This window comes from Streptomyces kunmingensis (genome assembly GCF_039533535.1).
GTDB lineage: Bacteria > Actinomycetota > Actinomycetes > Streptomycetales > Streptomycetaceae > Streptomyces > Streptomyces kunmingensis.
This window is the reverse complement of sequence record NZ_BAAATS010000001.1, coordinates 201,931-218,857: the sequence shown is the minus strand read 5'-3', so window position 1 is coordinate 218,857 and position 16,927 is coordinate 201,931. Positions and strand designations below refer to the sequence as shown.

The window sequence follows — 16,927 nt, the reverse complement described above, 5'->3', positions numbered from 1 at the left end:
GACCGCGACCAGACAGGCCCACAGCCCATGACGTCCACCCACGACCGCTTCACGGAACTGCACGACCTCCTGCAGGCGTACGAGGCGACAGGTCATACCTTCGACGACACGATGGAGGCGCCCGGCAAGGCGCTCGCCTCCTACCTGCGCGTGGTCGCTGCCACGCCGCAGCGCGCGGCCTCGGCGGTGCGTGAGCTCGACGATCTGCTCGCCGTCGGCCTGTTCAGCGACGAGATCGCCGACGAAGTGGACCTGCTTCCGCACATCGAACCGCCGTCCGGCGTAGGCGTCGAGGACTGCCTGCGGGTCGTCCGCCACCACCTGGAGCGCTTCCTCACCAAGCCTCCGGCCGACATCCCCTCGCGGCGTCCGGGGACCGTCTGGGAGTGGCGCGAGCGCTTCCCCGCGCTCGCACACCTCATGGGGTCCTACTTCCACCAGGACTTCTCCGCGGAGTACGGCTCGCACGCCGAAGCGCTCGATGACTACCTCGCCCTGGAATCACCGCAGGATCACCGGGCCACCGCCGCGAACATCGACGCGTTCCTCGCCATCAACCGGACCGACGACGAACTGGCTGAGGCCATCCGCGTACTCGGCCTTCGTGTCGCGCCTCCGAAAGGCGTTTCGCTGCGCCAGTGGCTCTCCGACGTCCGGGGCATCCTCACCCACCACGTCGCTCCTTGACCCTGCCTCGGGCCAAGTATCCGTCCGCCGCGCTCACCCCACCGGCTTGCCCAGCGTCACACCACCGTGCCGCTCGCCCGGCCGGTCCGGGCGAAGACGCGCATGAGCCTCGACCTCTTCTTGCAGACGGTCCAGCAGCGCCGACCACGTTCCCTGGTACCGACTGAGGCCGACGTCGATGGAGAGCCTCAGCCGCTCGGCGTCCGGGCCCACGCAGTCGATGCCCGAACTCTTCTGCCGGTTCGACACGAGGATCATCGTCAGGCCGGGCTCGAAGTGGTCGTGCCCGAGCCACTTCGCGTAGTCCCACTCCCTCTTCCGGGACGAACCGACGAACAGGACACGGCGGTCGGTGACCACCACCTCGCCCCGATCGACCGTCTCGTTGTACTGAACCCCCTGCCGCTGCCGAACCTCGACCAGCGCCCCGGCCGCGACCGACAGGACTTCCTCGCCCTTGCGCCGCTTGCCCCACCGCCACGCGATGGTGGAGCCGAGCTGTCCGGTCTCCAGGTCCCGCGCCATGGAGACGCGCGCGGCAAGCCGCTTGCGCTCCGCCTTCCAGGTGGCCAGTTCACGCTCGTACGCTGCCTGGGCGCGCCGGGCCGCCTGTTCTCTGCGGGCCCGTTCCTCGGCCCGCTCCGCGTCCCGGCGCTCCTTCTCGCGTTGGGCCGCGGCGACCACGCGCGCCCGCCTCCGCGCCTCGCGCCAGGTGGCGATGCGCTCCCGGCGGACCCAGAGCACGACCACGGCGACCAGGACCAGCAGCGACAGAATCAGCGCCACCACGATCTGTGCTGTCGTCCAGTCGTCGGAGACGTGGACGGTGAGCGTGCGGGTGCTGCTGTTACCCGCCTCGTCGGTCACGGTCATCGCGACGGCGACGTCGCCGGGAGCGGCGGACATCCGGAGCGTGCGCCGGTGCTCGCCGTTCAGGGTGAGTTCACCGTCGGCGAGGTCCTTCGGCGCCGTGATCCGCGCCGTCGCGCCGGGCTCGCCCGTGATGACGAGCACGAGCTCCTGATGGTGTGCGCGTTCCTTGTCGTAGGTGAGTGTCGCCTTCGGCGCCTCGGTGTCCACGACGGTCCTGGCACCCTCGGCCGTGGCGGCGCGACCGAAGGGATCGGTCAGGGCGACTTTCGGTACGTACGAGCCGTCGGCGAGGGCCAGCGAGATCGTGGCGTGTCCGTCGTCGTCGAGGATGACCTCCCGCTTCTGTGTGCCGACTTCGAGGGTTCCGCGGGCCGCCCGGGGGCCGGTGACGGTGAAGTGGCCGCCGTCGCGCGAAGGGGACTTCGATTCGAGCAGCGGCGTCAACGCGTCGACCCGTACGACGGCTGTCTCGTCGAGCTTGGTCACGTTCCCGGCTTCGTCCCGCAGGGTGCCGGAGATCTTGTGCTTCCCGTTCGGGAGCCAGAGCGGCTCGCGGAAGGCGCCGTCGTCGGTGGTGCCGCGCAGTCGGATCGTGGTGCCCGCCACGCGTACGTCGTAGTCGGTGTCCGGGTCGGTGGTGAAGGAGAGGTCTACGGCACCGGTGCTCCCGTCCGGGTCACCGACCGCGAGGTCGTCCAGCGCCGGCCGGTCGGCGTCCACCTCGACGGTGAACTCCTCGCTCGCCTCGCTGGAGTTGTCGGCCGCGTCGACGGCTATGAGCACGTAGGTGTGTTCGCCGCTGTCGGCCGTGAAGCTGACGGTCTGGGACGCGCCGGTCGCTGTCGCTTTCGCGACCGTCTCGCCGTCCTCGGGGTAGTCCGGGTCGGTCACCTCCCGCACCTCGATGCGCGAGCCGCTCTCGGCCTTCGCCGTCACAGTCACCTTGCCCCCGGCTCCGGTCCCGGGCTTCACGGCCGACGGTGCCTCCGGAGACTCGTAGTCCTCGGCGGCCTCCTGTCCGTCGTACGCACCGGCACCGTCCTCCGTGCCGGAGCCTGTACCTCCGTCCACGCCGGCATCATCGTCCGTACCGGAGCCCGCATCGGAGCCCGCGCCCGCGTCGTCGTCCGTACCGGGGTCCGCGCCCGCATCGTCGTCAGTACCCGCGTCCGGCAGGCTGTCGTAGCCGCATTCGGAGAAGTACCCGAGGTCACCGCAGACGTACGAGCCGGTGTCGGAAGGACAGGAGTGCCAGCGGTGGCAACCGTCCCGGTGCGCGGTGGCGGACGGTGCACTCACGAACAGGCCGGCCGCGGCGAAAGCCAGAGCGGCACCGCCGGTCGCGCACCGGCGCAGGAAGACGCGAACGTTCACGTGCGGTGGACCCCCCCCCGATGCGAAGCCGCTCTGCGCGGCGAAGGAACGCAGCTTTACACACGAAATCCACACACCACAATCACAAGTGCGGCAACTTCCGACTTGGGCGCGGGGGTCGCCTACAGCGAATGCCACAGGTCAGGCCAGAGAGTCCTCTACGCGCTCGGACGACTACGCTGTGCTGTGATCCGCAAACGAACTCCAGAACCACATAACTGGCTCATATGATGCGCACGAAGGACCCCGATCATGAGCGGTGAGGCAGAGAGGCGACACCAACCACCCATGCCTGAAGGCCTGTTCACCATGGACGCCCCGTCGACCTCGGCCAAGATCGCCGTGGAGCTCGACGACGCCGGCTACAGCACGGATGTGGAATCGGAGGATGTCGGCGAGCGGATCGGCAGCCCTTTCGACCCTGATCTGATCGAGGTCCAGACCCGCAATCCCACGGTCTCCCTGCTTCTCAACCGTATTCGCCGCGGCACCATCGACCTCGCGCCGGACTTCCAGCGCCGAGCGGGTATCTGGACTCCGCAGGCTCAGAGTCGGCTCATCGAGTCGCTGCTCCTGCGCATCACCCTCCCGACGCTGTACGCGGCCGAGGGCGACGATGACAGCTGGGCCGTCGTGGACGGGGTCCAACGCCTGTCGACGATCGCCCGCTTCGTCGCCCCGGACAGCATCGGTGCCGAGCCGCTCCGGCTGACCGGCCTGGAGTATCTGCACGAGTACGAGGACTGCACTTTCGACGCCCTGCCCGGCCGCCTCCAGACCCGTATAGAGGAGACGGAACTGGTGGTACTGCTCATTCGGCGCGGCACACCGGAACCGGTCAAGTTCAATATCTTCGCCCGGATCAACACAGGCGGTCGCCCTCTCACCCGTCAAGAACTCCGACACGCGCTCATTCCAGGAAATGCGCGATCATTTCTTGCCGAACTCGCCTCCTCCAACGAGTTTCAGCACGCAACCGGGAACAGCGTCTCATCCGAGCGCATGTCGGACCGCGAGATGTGCCTGCGCTTCCTCGCTTTCTACCTTACCCCTCATCACGACTATTACGGCCAAGATTTCGATGGTTTCCTCCGGGGCGCCATGCATGCAATCAATCGACTGGATCTGGGCGAACTCAGACAATTGGAGACAGTATTCAAAGACGCCATGCGCGCCAGTTCGGCCGTCTTCGGTGAGCATGCGTTTCGCAAGCAGTTCCGGGGCAGTAACCGTCGCACGCCCGTGAACAAGGCCCTGTTCGAGGCGCAATCTGTCACGCTCTCCCGCTACCCCGAGAGGCACATAGATTTCTTCGCCGAACAACACGAGCGTGTCACCGAGAAATTTCTCGACCTCATGGACGAGCCGTATTTTTTCAATTCCGTCTCGTCAAGTACTGGCGACACCGGAAAAGTGCGTCACCGATTTGATTCCCTAGACCACATTTTCCAGGAGGTATTGAGGGGTGCTTGAGCGAATCGGCATGACCAACTTCAAGGCGTTCGCTCGACAAGAGGTCGCTCTGGCGCCGTTCACTCTCCTCACTGGCCTCAACTCGTCGGGGAAGAGCACGGTGCTCCAAGCCCTGGCACTGCTGCGGCAGTCGTATGAAGCCGGACTCCTGGACCATACCGATGACACGAGCGGTTTCCTCCTGAACGGAGAACTCGTGGAACTCGGGACCGGACAGGACGTGCGCCACGAGTCGTACACGGAGAACGACCCGCACATCACCATCGCGGTCACCAAAGACAAGAGCCTCTACAAGTGGAAGGCCGCGTACGGACGCGAGGATGATCTCCTCAAGCTTCTCGATGCTCCCCCGGGACACCACTCGCAGGCGCTGCGCGACCTCCCGTCCCTCTTCGGTCCCGGTTTCCAGTACCTCAGGGCCGACCGCATCGTCCCCGCTGTCAGCTATCCCCGCTCCCACGACGCCGCTGTCCGCCGAAGTTTCCTGGGTGCTCGTGGCGAGCACACGGTCAACTTCCTGCGGGCCCATCAGGACGACACGGTCACCGCGATGTCGTTGCGTCTGCCAGAAGCGTCCACGACTTCCTTGCTCGAAGCCACGGACTACTGGATGCAACGGCTGTGTCCGGGAGTCAATATCCTCGCCGACGGCATTCCCGGCACCGACACCGTGCGCCTCAGTTACGGCTTCGGCTCCGGATTCTCCGGTTCCGGACGCTACCGTCCCACGAATGTGGGGTTCGGTCTCACCTACGCGCTACCGATCGTCGTTGCTTGTGTGTCGGCCCGACCCGGTTCATTGATTCTGCTGGAGAATCCCGAGGCACATCTCCATCCGCAAGGACAGACCTGGCTCGCTTTTCTGGCCGTTGCCGCAGTCGCAGCCGGAGCGCAGATCATCTTGGAGACGCATTCGGACCACGTGCTCAATGGTCTGCGTCTCGCCGTGAAGGACGGCCGTATTTCGGCAGCGTCCACCGCCGTGCACTTCTTCCGCCGTACCGGTCAAGCACGGAAGGGGCAGACGTCCGAAGTTGTCAGCCCCGCCATGGCCGACGACGGCATGCTCTCCGACTGGCCGAAGGGGTTCTTCGACGAGTGGGAGAACTCGTTGGAACAGCTCCTCGACTGAATTCGGTCGGCCCGGAAACGCGCTGACCTGACGACTGCACTCATCACAACGGGGGACTTGGTGCCACTGTCGTTGTTCCTGAACGAGCTGTCCTGCGCATCCGATGCAGGACCACGACGTGTCGACGACGCAATGGCCTGTTTCGTCGACACGCTCAAGCACCTCCGCACCTGGCAAGAGCTCTCCCTGACCACACAAAGTCCCCTGCCGGCCGCGGAACTCGCCCGCGGCTACGTCTACCAGCAGTGGGTGCACGCGTCGGCTCGCAATCGCGATCGCCACCGCTACATCCTCGCTCTGCGCAACCGTCGTTCCCCCTTCCAAGACGTATTACAGGAGAGCGGTCATGAGCCGGCCGAGACCGAGTACCTGCACGACGGCGTCCGCGCCGAGGGGCTCGGCGCCGCACATCTCATGCAAGGGATTTCCATCAGTTTGCCCGTGTCTCCTAAATGGTCGGCTTCGTGGATCAACGTCGACATCCAGCGTCTCGGCCTGACGGAGATCGAGCAGGAAAGCGATCGCGTACGCCATTGCTCGACCCCTGGCGAGGCTGACGAGCACGAGGAGTGGGCACGTAGTGCCGGTCTCCACGCACTCACCTCTCCTGCCGAACTCCTGGACGGCTGGCAGGAGTTCTTTCCCGCCCTCGAACGGCTGCCCCGGTTCGACCGTGACCTGCGCCGGCTCGACGCGAAGTGGTTCCGGCCGGTGCGAGAGCTTCTCGCCGAACTGCAGGTCACAGCCACCGATCACTGGGACCTGGACCGGTCTCCGGAACCGGTCTGGCAGAACCCGCACATCACTCCGGAGTCGCAGACCCGCCGCCACTTGTGCACGTTCGCGGACCCGGCGTCGGACGACAGACCGGAAGTCTTCTCCTGGCACGGCCGGATGACCCCTGGCAAGGGGCGGCTCTATTTCCGGCTCGTACCGGAGAGGAAGACCTTCCGTCTTGCCTACGTCGGGCCGAAGCCGGGGAGCGATCGGCTTTCTTGAGCTCTGCATACGCTCACGCCCCTGTGGCCCCCGAGCGCTGCTCGACGACCCAGACCATGTGCTGCACATGACCCGCCTTGATCCAGGACTCCGGATTACCCGTCCCACGAGACCCGGTGCCATGGGCGCAGTCGAAAAGCCAACGCTCCCCTGCGCTGTGTCCGGCCCCGCGGAAGGCCCGGTCGTGCACGATGCCGTGCGCCACCGCACGGACACGTTCGGCCCGGTCCGGGCCGCGCGTGGGCGCTCGCGCCACGAGAAAGGTGTCGGCCGTCGTGTAGCGCATGAGCCCCCAAGGCGGTCCGGCCTTGTCCGCACGGGGTCGGTTCGCGGCCTGGGCTTCCTCGACGCCGTAATCCCCGTAAAGCATGTGGCGCGCCGTCGGCCGAGCCGCCCGAACAGTTCGGTATACGTGCCGGTCCAGGCGTGGCACGTGCAGATGTGAATGATCCCCGAGACCTTCCACTGGCCGAGGAAACCCGCCGGACAGCAGGACGATGTCGCGCCAGGGGATCAGCGTGACCAGAAGATCCAACGCCGTGAGGGCCGACTTCGCGGACTCCTCCGCATCGACGACCGGCCCGAGGTCGAGGATGAGGTCGAGCCCCGCAGCCGGTAGGCACAGCCGTGCCACGAGGGCGCTAAGCTCCCCGGCCTGCCCCTCCCCGGCTCTCCCGTCGAGCAATACCCGTATGCCCAGGCCCCGCCCGCTCGTGAAGGCCAGGTCTGCAACGTAACGCTGCAGCCGTGGGGGACGTTCGAGGCCGGTCACCAGGCGCAGTCCGCTGCGGGTCGTCACACGCCACAGAGCAGCCGCTGAAGCCCCCATCTGTGCCTCCACATGACCCGCGTCGATCCAGCCCGGTCGCCCCTCTGTCGCACCGATCAGGCCCTCGATCCTCGGTGTGAGCCATCGGTCCAGAGCAACCGGGTCCGGATCGGGGTCGGGATCCGGCCGGACGCCCCGTGGTCGTTCAGCGACCCGCGGCACCACTGTCCACAGCGGCGCGATGCGGGAACGGACCCGGCCCGGCAATGACTCGTAAGCGGAGATCGTGCTGCGTCTCGTTCCCAGCACTGGCACATAGATCGGTCGAGCCATGGTGAACAGCCCCCGTCTTTCCTGTTCCCTTCAAGAAAGTCCTGGTCGCAGGGTCACTCGGGACGGTTCAACGCGTAAGAGGGCATCGATGGCCATAGGTTGCATCGCGCCAACATCAGTTCCGGGGACGCCGGCGAGGCCGTCGCTATACGGTTGATGCAGCTCAAGCACCTGATCCAGCGCGCACCGAAGAGGGAGTCCCACCGTGAGGCCCACCCTGGCCGCCGCCCAGATCCGCGGCAGTCTGACGCAGTACCTCACGACGACCTACGCCCTCACCGACTCGACCACCCGTGCCGCCCTTGAGCGCTTCCTCGGTCACCCGGAGACCGGCATCTTCCGGGGCCCCTACCTGCGGATCCGTACGCCGTTCCACAAGGCCGAGGACAGCTGGCAGCGGCACGTCGAATGGCGTCCCGGGTTTCCGCCCTACCGGCACCAGGCCAAGGCGTGGGAGCGGCTGAGCACGCTGCGCGGACCGGCGCAGCCGACGCTGGTCACCACCGGGACCGGGTCGGGCAAGACCGAGTCCTTCCTTGTCCCGGTGCTCGACCACTGCCGACGGGAGAAGGCCCGGGGCCGCAGCGGCGTGAAGGCCGTGCTGCTGTACCCGATGAACGCGCTCGCCACCGACCAGGCAAGCCGCATCGGTGACTACCTCGCGCAGCCGGAGCTGGCGCAGGTGACCGCCGGTCTCTACATCGGAGACCGCCCGGACACCGACTTCCGCAGGGTCATGACGCGGCGCGAGGAGATGCGCATCTCGCCGCCGGACGTCCTGGTCACCAACTACAAGATGCTCGACCTGCTGTTGCAGCGCGGCGAGGACCAGCCGCTGTGGCAGGACGCCGACATCGCGTACGTCGTACTCGACGAGTTCCACACGTACGACGGCGCACAGGGCACCGATGTCGCCATGCTGCTGCGCAGACTCGCGTCCGCCACCGGGCAGAGCCGGCCGGGGCGGCCGCTCGGGACGATCTGTCCCGTGGCCACGTCGGCGACGCTCGGGGAGGGCAGCGGGCAGGACAGCGGCATCCTCGATGTGGCGGCTCAGGTCTTCGGGATGGAGTTCCCCGACGGGGCCGTCATCGGTGAGGAGCGCATGTCCGCCGGACAGTTCACCGGCGAGGTGGACTACGAACTGCCCGAGCCGCCGTCCCCGAAGGAGGTCGTCGACTTCTCCGGCGGCCCCGACATCGAGGCCCGGCCGGACCTCCTCGACCTCGACGGGCTCGCGGAGCGGCTGCTGGGGCGCCGTGGCCTGGACGCGTTCCAGATCGGGCGGCTCCTCAAGCGGCACGACTTCACGCACGGCGTGCTCTCCCTCCTCGACGGCGACCCGCTCAGCGAATGGGAACTGCGGGACCGGATGAGCCGGTTCGGATACGCGTGGGGGCGGACCGCCCGGGAGAACCCGCGGCTGGTGCTCCAGGCCCTGTCACGGTTCGTCGCGCTGCTCTCCGCCGCCCGCGACCCGGAATCCGACGAGAAACGCCCGCGTCCGCTCCTGCACATCGAGGCCCACCTGTGGGTGCGGCCCGTCACGCGCGTCCTGCGAGGGGTCGGGCCCGCGGCCGAGTTCCGGTGGTACGAGGACGACCGGACCGCGGCACGCAGAGCCGCACTCGCCGCTCCGTCCAGCGGGGACGGCGACGAGGACGAGCGGTCGTCCGGAAGCTGGCCCTCCGGGAACGCGCGGCGCCCGGATCCCGAGCCGGGGTCGGACACCGCGATGCGCCCCGCGGCCGTGCATCTGCCCGCCGTCTACTGCCGCAACTGCGGGCGGTCGGGGTGGGCGGCGCTGTCCCCGGAAGCCGATCCGCAACAGCTCGTCATGGCGCAGGACAAGGTGTGGCGCGCGGGTGTGGGGCGAGACAAGCGGCGCATCCGGTACTTCATCGCGGCCACCCACGCGGAGCGGGACGAGGCGCTGAACGCCCTGACCGGTACGGGTGCGAAACCGGCCTCCGGGGGTGTCGACCCGCTCTCCGTGGTCGTCCTCGACGGAGCACAGGGCACCTACCGGCTGCCGACGCCCGATGACCGGGAGGCGTTGCAGGACGGCTGGTTCGCCCTCGCCATCACCGACAAGAAATCCGCTGACAAGGCGGCCGTGGACGACCGGTGCCCCGCTTGCAATACCGACAACGGCATCCGCTTCCTCGGTACCGCGCTCGCCGCGCTCGCCTCCGCGACGGTCACCCAGTTGTTCACCGGCGGCGACATCGCCCTCGTCCCCGAGGAACGCAAGACCCTTCTGTTCAACGACTCGACGCAGGACGCGGCGCACCGGGCCGGATACGTCGCCAACGCCTCGTACAAGTTCTCGCTGCGCTCGCTGCTCGCGCACAACCTCACCGACACCGGAGAGGCCTCGACGCTCAACGACCTCATAGGGGATGTGCTCGACTCCGTCGACGACGCGCAGGCCCTCGCCGCCGTCGTCCCGCCGGACCTGCACGACGAACCCGGCGTGGACCGGCTCCTCTCGGGTCGGGGGACGGGCGACAGACGCACCTGGAAGCTCATCGGTGAACGGCTCGCCTTCGCCACCGTGATGGAGTTCGGACTGCGCTCGCGGCAGGGGCGCACCCTGGAACTCACCCGGACCGCCGCCGCCGAGGTGAACATCGAGGACCCGGCCCGCATCACCGCCCTCGCACGGGATCTGCATCTGTCGCTGCCCGGCCAACTGGTGACGGGCGCGGGCGGCCTGCCCACACCCGAGCGCTATCTCGCGTTCGTGCGCGGCTTGCTGGAGCGGGTCCGCACCCGCGGTGGTGTGCGGCACCGCTGGCTCGAACCGTGGATGCGGGACGCCGGAGTGACCCGGTTCAAGATCTGGGGCGGCAGGCCCGACGGCATGCCCGCGTTCCCGGACGGACTGGCGGCCCCGCGTTTTCTCCTCGACAGCCCCAAGGAGAAATCGACCTTCGACGCCGCCACCGGCCGTCTCGGCTGGTACCAGGACTGGACGCGGCGCTGCCTCGACCTGGACACGGCGGGTGCGAGCGAGTACTTGCGACGGCTGCTTCCCGTACTCGCGGAGGAGGGGGTTCTCGCCGTACGCACCGCCCAGGACCGCACCACGCGGGTGTACGGCCTTCAGCCCGGCCACATCGCGGTGCGCCTGCTCGACGACGACACCGTCAACAAGGCGTTCGTCAGCTGCGGCGACTGCGGCTGGGAGCAGGTCGTGCTCCCGGAACGCAGAACACGCTGGTACGGGCACCCCTGCCCGCGCTATCGCTGCAAGGGGATGCTCCGTCCGTCCGCCGACGTGGTCGGCCTCACGGACAGCTTCGGCGGCTCCCAGGAGCGCGACTACCGGGGCGACTACTACCGGCGTCTGTACCGGACGGGCGGAACGTTCCGTGTCGTCACCGCGGAGCACACCGGCATGCTCACCCGCCCGCAGCGCGAGCGCGTCGAGCGCACCTTCAGGGAAGGCACGCACTACACCGACCCGAACGTCCTGTCCTGCACGCCGACGCTCGAACTCGGCATCGACATCGGCGACTTGTCGGCCGTGCTGCTCGGCTCCCTGCCGGCGGGCCCCGCCAACTATGTCCAGCGCGCGGGTCGCGCGGGCCGCAGGACCGGCAACGCCCTCGTCGTCGCCTTCGGCGGGCGGCGCGCCCGTGACCTCTACTACCTCGACGCACCACGCGAGATGATCGCCGGTGACATCGTCCCGCCGGGCTGCTACCTGTCCGCCGTCGAGATCCTGCGCCGCCAGTACACGGCCCACCTGCTCGACCTCGCCGCCCGTGGCGCGCTGACCACATCCGACGGCGAGCGGTTGCAGCCTGTCCCCCGCCTGGTCTCCGCCCTCTTCGGCACCACAGGATGGTGCCAGGACCTGGCGGACGCGGCGCAGACCCACGGCGCCGACCTGGTCGAGGAGTTCCTCGCCCTCTTCCCCCCGGGCACCGTCGAGGGGACAGGCGTCTCCGAGCACGCCAGGGGAGAACTGCGGTCGTACGCGGCCTCCGGCATCGTCCGCACCTTGCAGGAGGCGGAGGAGGACTGGACGGCGCGCCGCGAAGAGCTACGCCGCCGGATCGCCGCGATCGACACGGCCATGGAGGGTCTGGTCAGCTCCGACCCCGAACAGCGCGATGAACAACGGCAGTTGTTCGCCGAACGTCGTTCGACCGGCGATCTGCTGCGTGAGCTGAGCCAGACCAGCGCCCACGGCGCCCTCGTCGACCTCGGCCTGTTGCCGAACTACAGCCTCGCCGACACCACCACCCAGCTGGAGGCCACGCTCTACTGGAACGAGAAGCCGTCCGACGACACCGAAGAAGACGACAGCGCCAAGAAGACGTACCGAAGCGAGGTACGCGACTACGAACGCTCCCGCAAACTCGCGCTCACCGAACTGGCCCCGGGCAACAGCTTCTACGTCAACGGCTACCGGCACGTCGTCCGCGCACTGGACATCGGCAGCCCGGACCGCCGCGCCTGGTCGGTATGGCGACTGTGCCCCTCCTGCGGCTACGCCCGGACCGAGAACGCCAAGACGGACACCTCCCCCTGTCCCCGCTGCGGCGGACGGGAGATCGCCGACGCCGGCTGTGTGCAGCACGTCCTCGAGCCCAAACGGGTCGTCGCCCGCGACAAGCGCGACGACGCCCGGGTCCGTGACGACAGCGACGAACGCGACCGCCGCCGTTACGCCATGCTCACCACCGTGGACATCGACCCGGACCACCTCGCGCCGGGGTCCTGGCGCCACGACACCGCCATCTTCGGCGTGGACTTCACCCGCCGCGCCGTCATCCGGACGCTCAATCTGGGCCTCGACCGCCAGGACGGCAGCAGCACGGTGTCCCTGGCCGGTGACGAGGTGCGGCTCAACCCCTTCCTGGTGTGCACCAGTTGCGGTGGCGCGACGGCCGACGGCCGCCCCGTGGTCCAGCAGACGGCCAACGCCCTGACCGAGTCCCTTGCCGCCAGCACCAAGGCCAGCGCGCACCACCTGCTGTGGTGCCCGCGCCGCAAGGTGCGCGCCGGCGGCGGGGAACAACAGGGCAAGGGCGAGGACCTTCCCCTGCTGCTCGCCCACGAACTGGTCACCGAAGCGGTCCGTATCCTCCTGCCCGCATCCGTCGCACGTGCCAAGGAACGACTCGCCTCGTTCACGGCGGCCCTGTTCGTCGGTATCGCGGCCCGCTACGGCGGCGACCCGGACCACATCGACATCGCGTCCGCGTCGATGCCCGACGGCAACGACGCCGACTGGCCCCGGCGCTTCCTGGTCGTGTACGACCGGCTGCCGGGCGGTACCGGCTACCTGCACCGCCTCGCGTCGGCGGAAGGCTTCCGCGAAGTACTTCTGAAGGCACGGGAGGTCATCGACAACTGCCCGTGCAGGGAGAAGGGCCTCGACGGCTGCCACCGCTGCCTGCTGCGCCGAGTCCCGGCGGGCGACTACGACCGCGTGAGCCGTGGCGAAGTACGGCAGATGCTCGACGAACTGCTCGGCGAAACCGGTGAGTCGTGGAAGACGTCACAGGTCGCCACCACGCATGCGATCCCCCTCGAGCGGCAGGCCGAGAGCGATCTCGAAGTCCTGTTCATCGACACACTCAAGGAGTGGGCCAGACAGCCCGACGCGCAGGCGAGCGCCGACGCGTACACCACGACCGCGGGCACGTACTCCCTGGATCTGCGGCTCAGCGCCGCCGGTGGTACGACAGTGAGCTGGCGCGTGTCCCAGCAGCGCGTCCTCGACGGCACCCGGCCCGACGTGCTCTTCGAGCGCCTGGACGCCCCGGGCCCCCGCGTCGCCCTCTACCTCGACGGGTACGAGTTCCATGCCAGCAGCAGCCACAACCGTCTGGCCGACGACGCCGCCAAACGCACCCGGCTGCGGTCCGAAGGGCTGCGGGTCTTCCAGCTCACGTACTACGACGTGAAGGAGTGGCGTACCCGCGTACGCGACACGGGGTACGCGGCGGCCGGCCCGGCGCGCCCCGTCTGGCACCCCTACGGCGCACCGGCCCAGAAGCACGCCCGTGACTACTACGCCACGTCACGCGGCGGCCTTCCGGGAGAGCTGGCCGACGAGGTGTGGGTCAACCCGGCGGATCTGCTCCTCGCCTACCTTCGCGCCCCGGGCGCGGATCTGTGGCTGGCCCGCGCCGAAGCCGTCGTGGCGGGCCTGTTCGGCACCGGCCCGCTCATGGCGGCCGTGACGGAGGAGACGGTCGGGACCCAACTCGCCGCGGCGCTCCGAGGCACGCCGCCCACGGGCCGGAGCGGCCCCCTCCGGCTGTTCGCCGCCGTCGACGACTCCGGTTGTCCGGTCACGGCCGTGGCGGACGGACGACGCAAGCCCCCGGCCTGGACAGCGCTGACCTTGCTCGATGACGCTCCGGCCGCGGTCGCGGACACGGACGTGCACAAACGGCGCTGGCAGGCCTGGCTGTTCTGGAGCAACCTGCTGCAATTTCTGGAACACGGGGGCGGCGACAGCGCCCAGCTGACCACCAGCCTCCTGGACGGTTTCGCCGTCGAAGCGCTGGCCGTGACCGGTGGCTCCGGGTGGCTCGCCTCGACGCGCATCGAGATCAGCGAGCAGCCGCAACTCCCGGCGAAGGAGAGCGAACCGCAAGGCGCGCCGGCAGCCGAGACCCCGGTTGCCGTCGCCCCTCCGGCCGGTTGGGAGAGCGTGCTGGAGTACCTGGACCCGGAGGAGACGGGGCTCGGGGAACTCGCGGCTTCACTCGCCGCTCGTCGGCTTCCGACACCCGTCGACGGCTACGAACTCGACGACCGCGGATGGATGGCCGAACTCGCCTGGCCCGAAGCGAAGGTCGCGGTGGTACGCACTCCCCGGCTCGACGGACCGGAGCCCGACTACGAGGCACAGGACCGCGACAAGGCCTTCGCCGTCGCGGGCTGGGAGGTCCGGCCGGCTGTCATGTGGACGGCGCAGGAACTGGAAGATCGATTGACAGCACAACCATCCGCGCCGGTCGGAGATCGTGAACAGCAAGACGACGGAGACACCAGCGGGGAGCCCCACCGATGAACAGCACGAGTGTGACACTGCGTCTGCTCGACAAGGCCGACAAGGAAATCCTCAAACTCCCCCGGGCCGTCAAGGGCGCGCTGTACGACTTCCAGCACAAGTTCAAGGCCAACCCACAGGCCACCGGGCTCCAGCTGAAGCAGCTCAAGGGCGACAACCGGCTCTGGTCCGCGCGGATCAATGACGACTACCGCGCCCTGCTGCTCCGGCTCGCCGACGGCGACTGGCTGATCGTCTCGGTCAAGCACCGCAAGGAGGTCTACGAGAACCTCGACCGGCTGACGTACGGCGTCAACCAGATCACGGGTGGCATCGAGTACGTCGACCTCCAGGTCGTCGAGGAGAGCGTGCTGCGCAAAGCCGCTCCCCCGCAGCCGCCGACGACCGCGCCACGGCAGCCCGAGCCCCTGTTCGGCCACATCACGGATCAGCAGCTCACCGATCTGGGTGTCGCCGAACCGCTGCTCCCCGTGATCCGCACCCTCACCACCGAGGACCAGCTGCTCGGCCTCATCGAGTACGCGCCGCAACTCACCGGTGAAGTGCTGCTGTGGCTCTTCGACGGCAAGTCCTACGAGGAAGTCCTGGAGCAGGTGACGGCCCCGGTCGCCACGCCGGAGCCCGTGGACACCGAAGACTTCCAGGCCGCCGCCCAGCGTCCGGCCACCATGGTCACGACCACGGACGACGCACTGCGCGAAGCGCTCGAAGGGGGCAGCTTCGGACGCTGGAAGGTCTTCCTTCACCCGGCCCAGGCCAAGCTGGTCGAACGTGACTACTCGGGCCCTGCCCGGGTCGGTGGCGGCCCCGGCACGGGCAAGACCATCGTCGCCCTGCACCGCGTGAAGCAGCTGGTGGACCAGCTCCCGCCGGGACGCACCAAGCCCGTACTGCTGACGACGTACAACAAGAACCTCGCGGCCGATCTACGGGCCCGGCTGCTGGAACTCGGCGGGGAGGCCCTGCTGTCCCGAGTGGACATCAGCCACGTCGACCAGCTGGCCCTGCGCGTCGTACGGGAAGCGGAACCCGGCAGCAACAAGCAGACCATCGACGACAACCAGGTGCTGCGCGAGTGGCGTGCCATGCTCGACGAACTCGACGAGACCGGCTGGGACGCGGAGTTCCTGCACGAGGAGTGGACCCAGGTCATCCTCGGTCAGGCCGTCGTGTCCCGCACCGAGTACTTCCGTGCGCGACGAGCGGGCCGCGGACGCAACATCACCCGGGCGGAACGCGCCGACATCTGGCAGCTCGCCGAGAAGTTCACCCAGCGTCTGGACCGGCTCGGCCGCCAGACATGGGCGCAGGTCGCCGAGCGGGCGGCGCGTCTGGAGATGGAACGCGAGCAGCGCATCCAGGCCATCGAGCGGCAGCGGGCCGAGGCGGGGGGCCTGGACAACATCCACCAGCAGGACGGTTCAGCGGCCTGGCTGCGGTACCGCTACCGGCACATCGTGGTGGACGAGGCTCAGGACCTGCGGCCCGGTCACTGGAAGATGCTGCGTTCGATGGTCGCCCGGGACCGCAACGATCTCTTCCTCGTCGGTGACACCCACCAGAGGATCTACAACAACCAGGTGACGCTGGGCAGCCTCGGCATCAACATCCGCGGCCGCTCCGCCAAGCTGACGCTCAGCTACCGGACCACTCGGCAGATCCTCGAGAAGGCGCTCGAAGTCCTGGAGGGCGAGTCCTTCGACGACCTCGACGGGAACTCCGAGACGCTGGCGGGCTATCGCTCCGTACTCAGTGGCGGACTGCCCGAACTGCACCCCAGCGCGGACTGGGCGGCGGAGCGTGAGGCCATCGCCGAGCTGGTGGCGGCGTGGGAGGACATCCCGCTGGAGCAGATCGCCATCTGCGTGCCGACCAACGAGATGGCCCGGGAAGTCGCGGTGACTCTCGCCCACGTCGGCATCCGGGCCGTCGAGATCGGCCCGGACGGACCGCGAGGCGGGGAAGGCCTGCACATCGGCACGATGTTCCGCTTCAAGGGGCTCGAATACCAGCGCATGATCATCGCCGGAGTGAGCGAGGGACTTGTACCGCGACAGGCCGTACTCCAGCTCAAGAGCACCGATGCGTTGCGCTACAGGCGCGAGTTGCTGCGTGCTCGTTCGCTGCTTTTCGTGGCGGCCACACGATCCCGGGACTCCCTTGCGATCTTCTGGCACGGGGCACCCAGCCGCTTCCTGACACCCCTGCTGCCTCCTACGTGATGCGGCCGAGTCCCCCACGC

Annotated in this window: 8 protein-coding genes; 6 read left to right on the top strand and 2 right to left on the bottom strand. The window is 68.4% G+C overall.

Annotation, left to right across the window (positions count from 1 at the left end):
• The first annotated feature begins 27 nt into the window (after positions 1-27).
• Positions 28-687, top strand: a complete 660-nt coding sequence (locus ABD366_RS00910) for a contact-dependent growth inhibition system immunity protein (RefSeq protein WP_324775880.1) — start codon at positions 28-30, stop codon at positions 685-687.
• A 33-nt stretch (positions 688-720) separates the two neighbouring features.
• On the opposite strand, the gene ABD366_RS00905 is transcribed toward ABD366_RS00910, so the two are convergent.
• Positions 721-2,934, bottom strand: a complete 2,214-nt coding sequence (locus ABD366_RS00905; RefSeq protein ID WP_324775878.1) for a hypothetical protein — start codon at positions 2,932-2,934, stop codon at positions 721-723.
• Positions 2,935-3,222: 288 nt separating this feature from the next.
• Between ABD366_RS00905 and ABD366_RS00900 the strand changes: the two genes are divergently transcribed.
• The 3 genes from ABD366_RS00900 (at position 3,223) to ABD366_RS00890 (ending at position 6,538) form a co-directional block, all read left to right on the top strand.
• Complete coding sequence (locus tag ABD366_RS00900) at positions 3,223-4,407, top strand: DUF262 domain-containing protein (protein ID WP_324775876.1); 1,185 nt, start codon at positions 3,223-3,225, stop codon at positions 4,405-4,407.
• A 10-nt stretch (positions 4,408-4,417) separates the two neighbouring features.
• Positions 4,418-5,539, top strand: a complete 1,122-nt coding sequence (locus tag ABD366_RS00895) for an AAA family ATPase (protein WP_324775874.1) — start codon at positions 4,418-4,420, stop codon at positions 5,537-5,539.
• Between the two features lie 72 nt (positions 5,540-5,611).
• Positions 5,612-6,538: a hypothetical protein gene (locus ABD366_RS00890; protein ID WP_324775872.1), complete on the top strand. Its 927-nt coding sequence runs from the start codon at positions 5,612-5,614 to the stop codon at positions 6,536-6,538.
• 13 nt (positions 6,539-6,551) lie between these two features.
• Here ABD366_RS00890 and ABD366_RS00885 read toward each other — a convergent pair whose 3' ends face one another.
• The gene (locus tag ABD366_RS00885) at positions 6,552-7,640 is read right to left on the bottom strand and encodes a beta family protein (protein ID WP_324775870.1); all 1,089 of its coding nucleotides are present in this window, start codon (positions 7,638-7,640) and stop codon (positions 6,552-6,554) included.
• A gap of 205 nt (positions 7,641-7,845) precedes the next feature.
• On the opposite strand from ABD366_RS00885, the gene ABD366_RS00880 reads away from it, so the two are divergent.
• Together ABD366_RS00880 and ABD366_RS00875 are read left to right on the top strand one after the other, a co-directional pair.
• Positions 7,846-14,685, top strand: a complete 6,840-nt coding sequence (locus tag ABD366_RS00880; RefSeq protein ID WP_324775868.1) for a DEAD/DEAH box helicase — start codon at positions 7,846-7,848, stop codon at positions 14,683-14,685.
• A complete protein-coding gene (locus ABD366_RS00875; RefSeq protein WP_324775866.1) occupies positions 14,682-16,907 on the top strand; it encodes a UvrD-helicase domain-containing protein in 2,226 nt (741 codons plus the stop codon). The genes ABD366_RS00880 and ABD366_RS00875 overlap by 4 nt, the downstream gene beginning before the upstream one ends.
• The last annotated feature ends 20 nt before the right edge of the window (positions 16,908-16,927 follow it).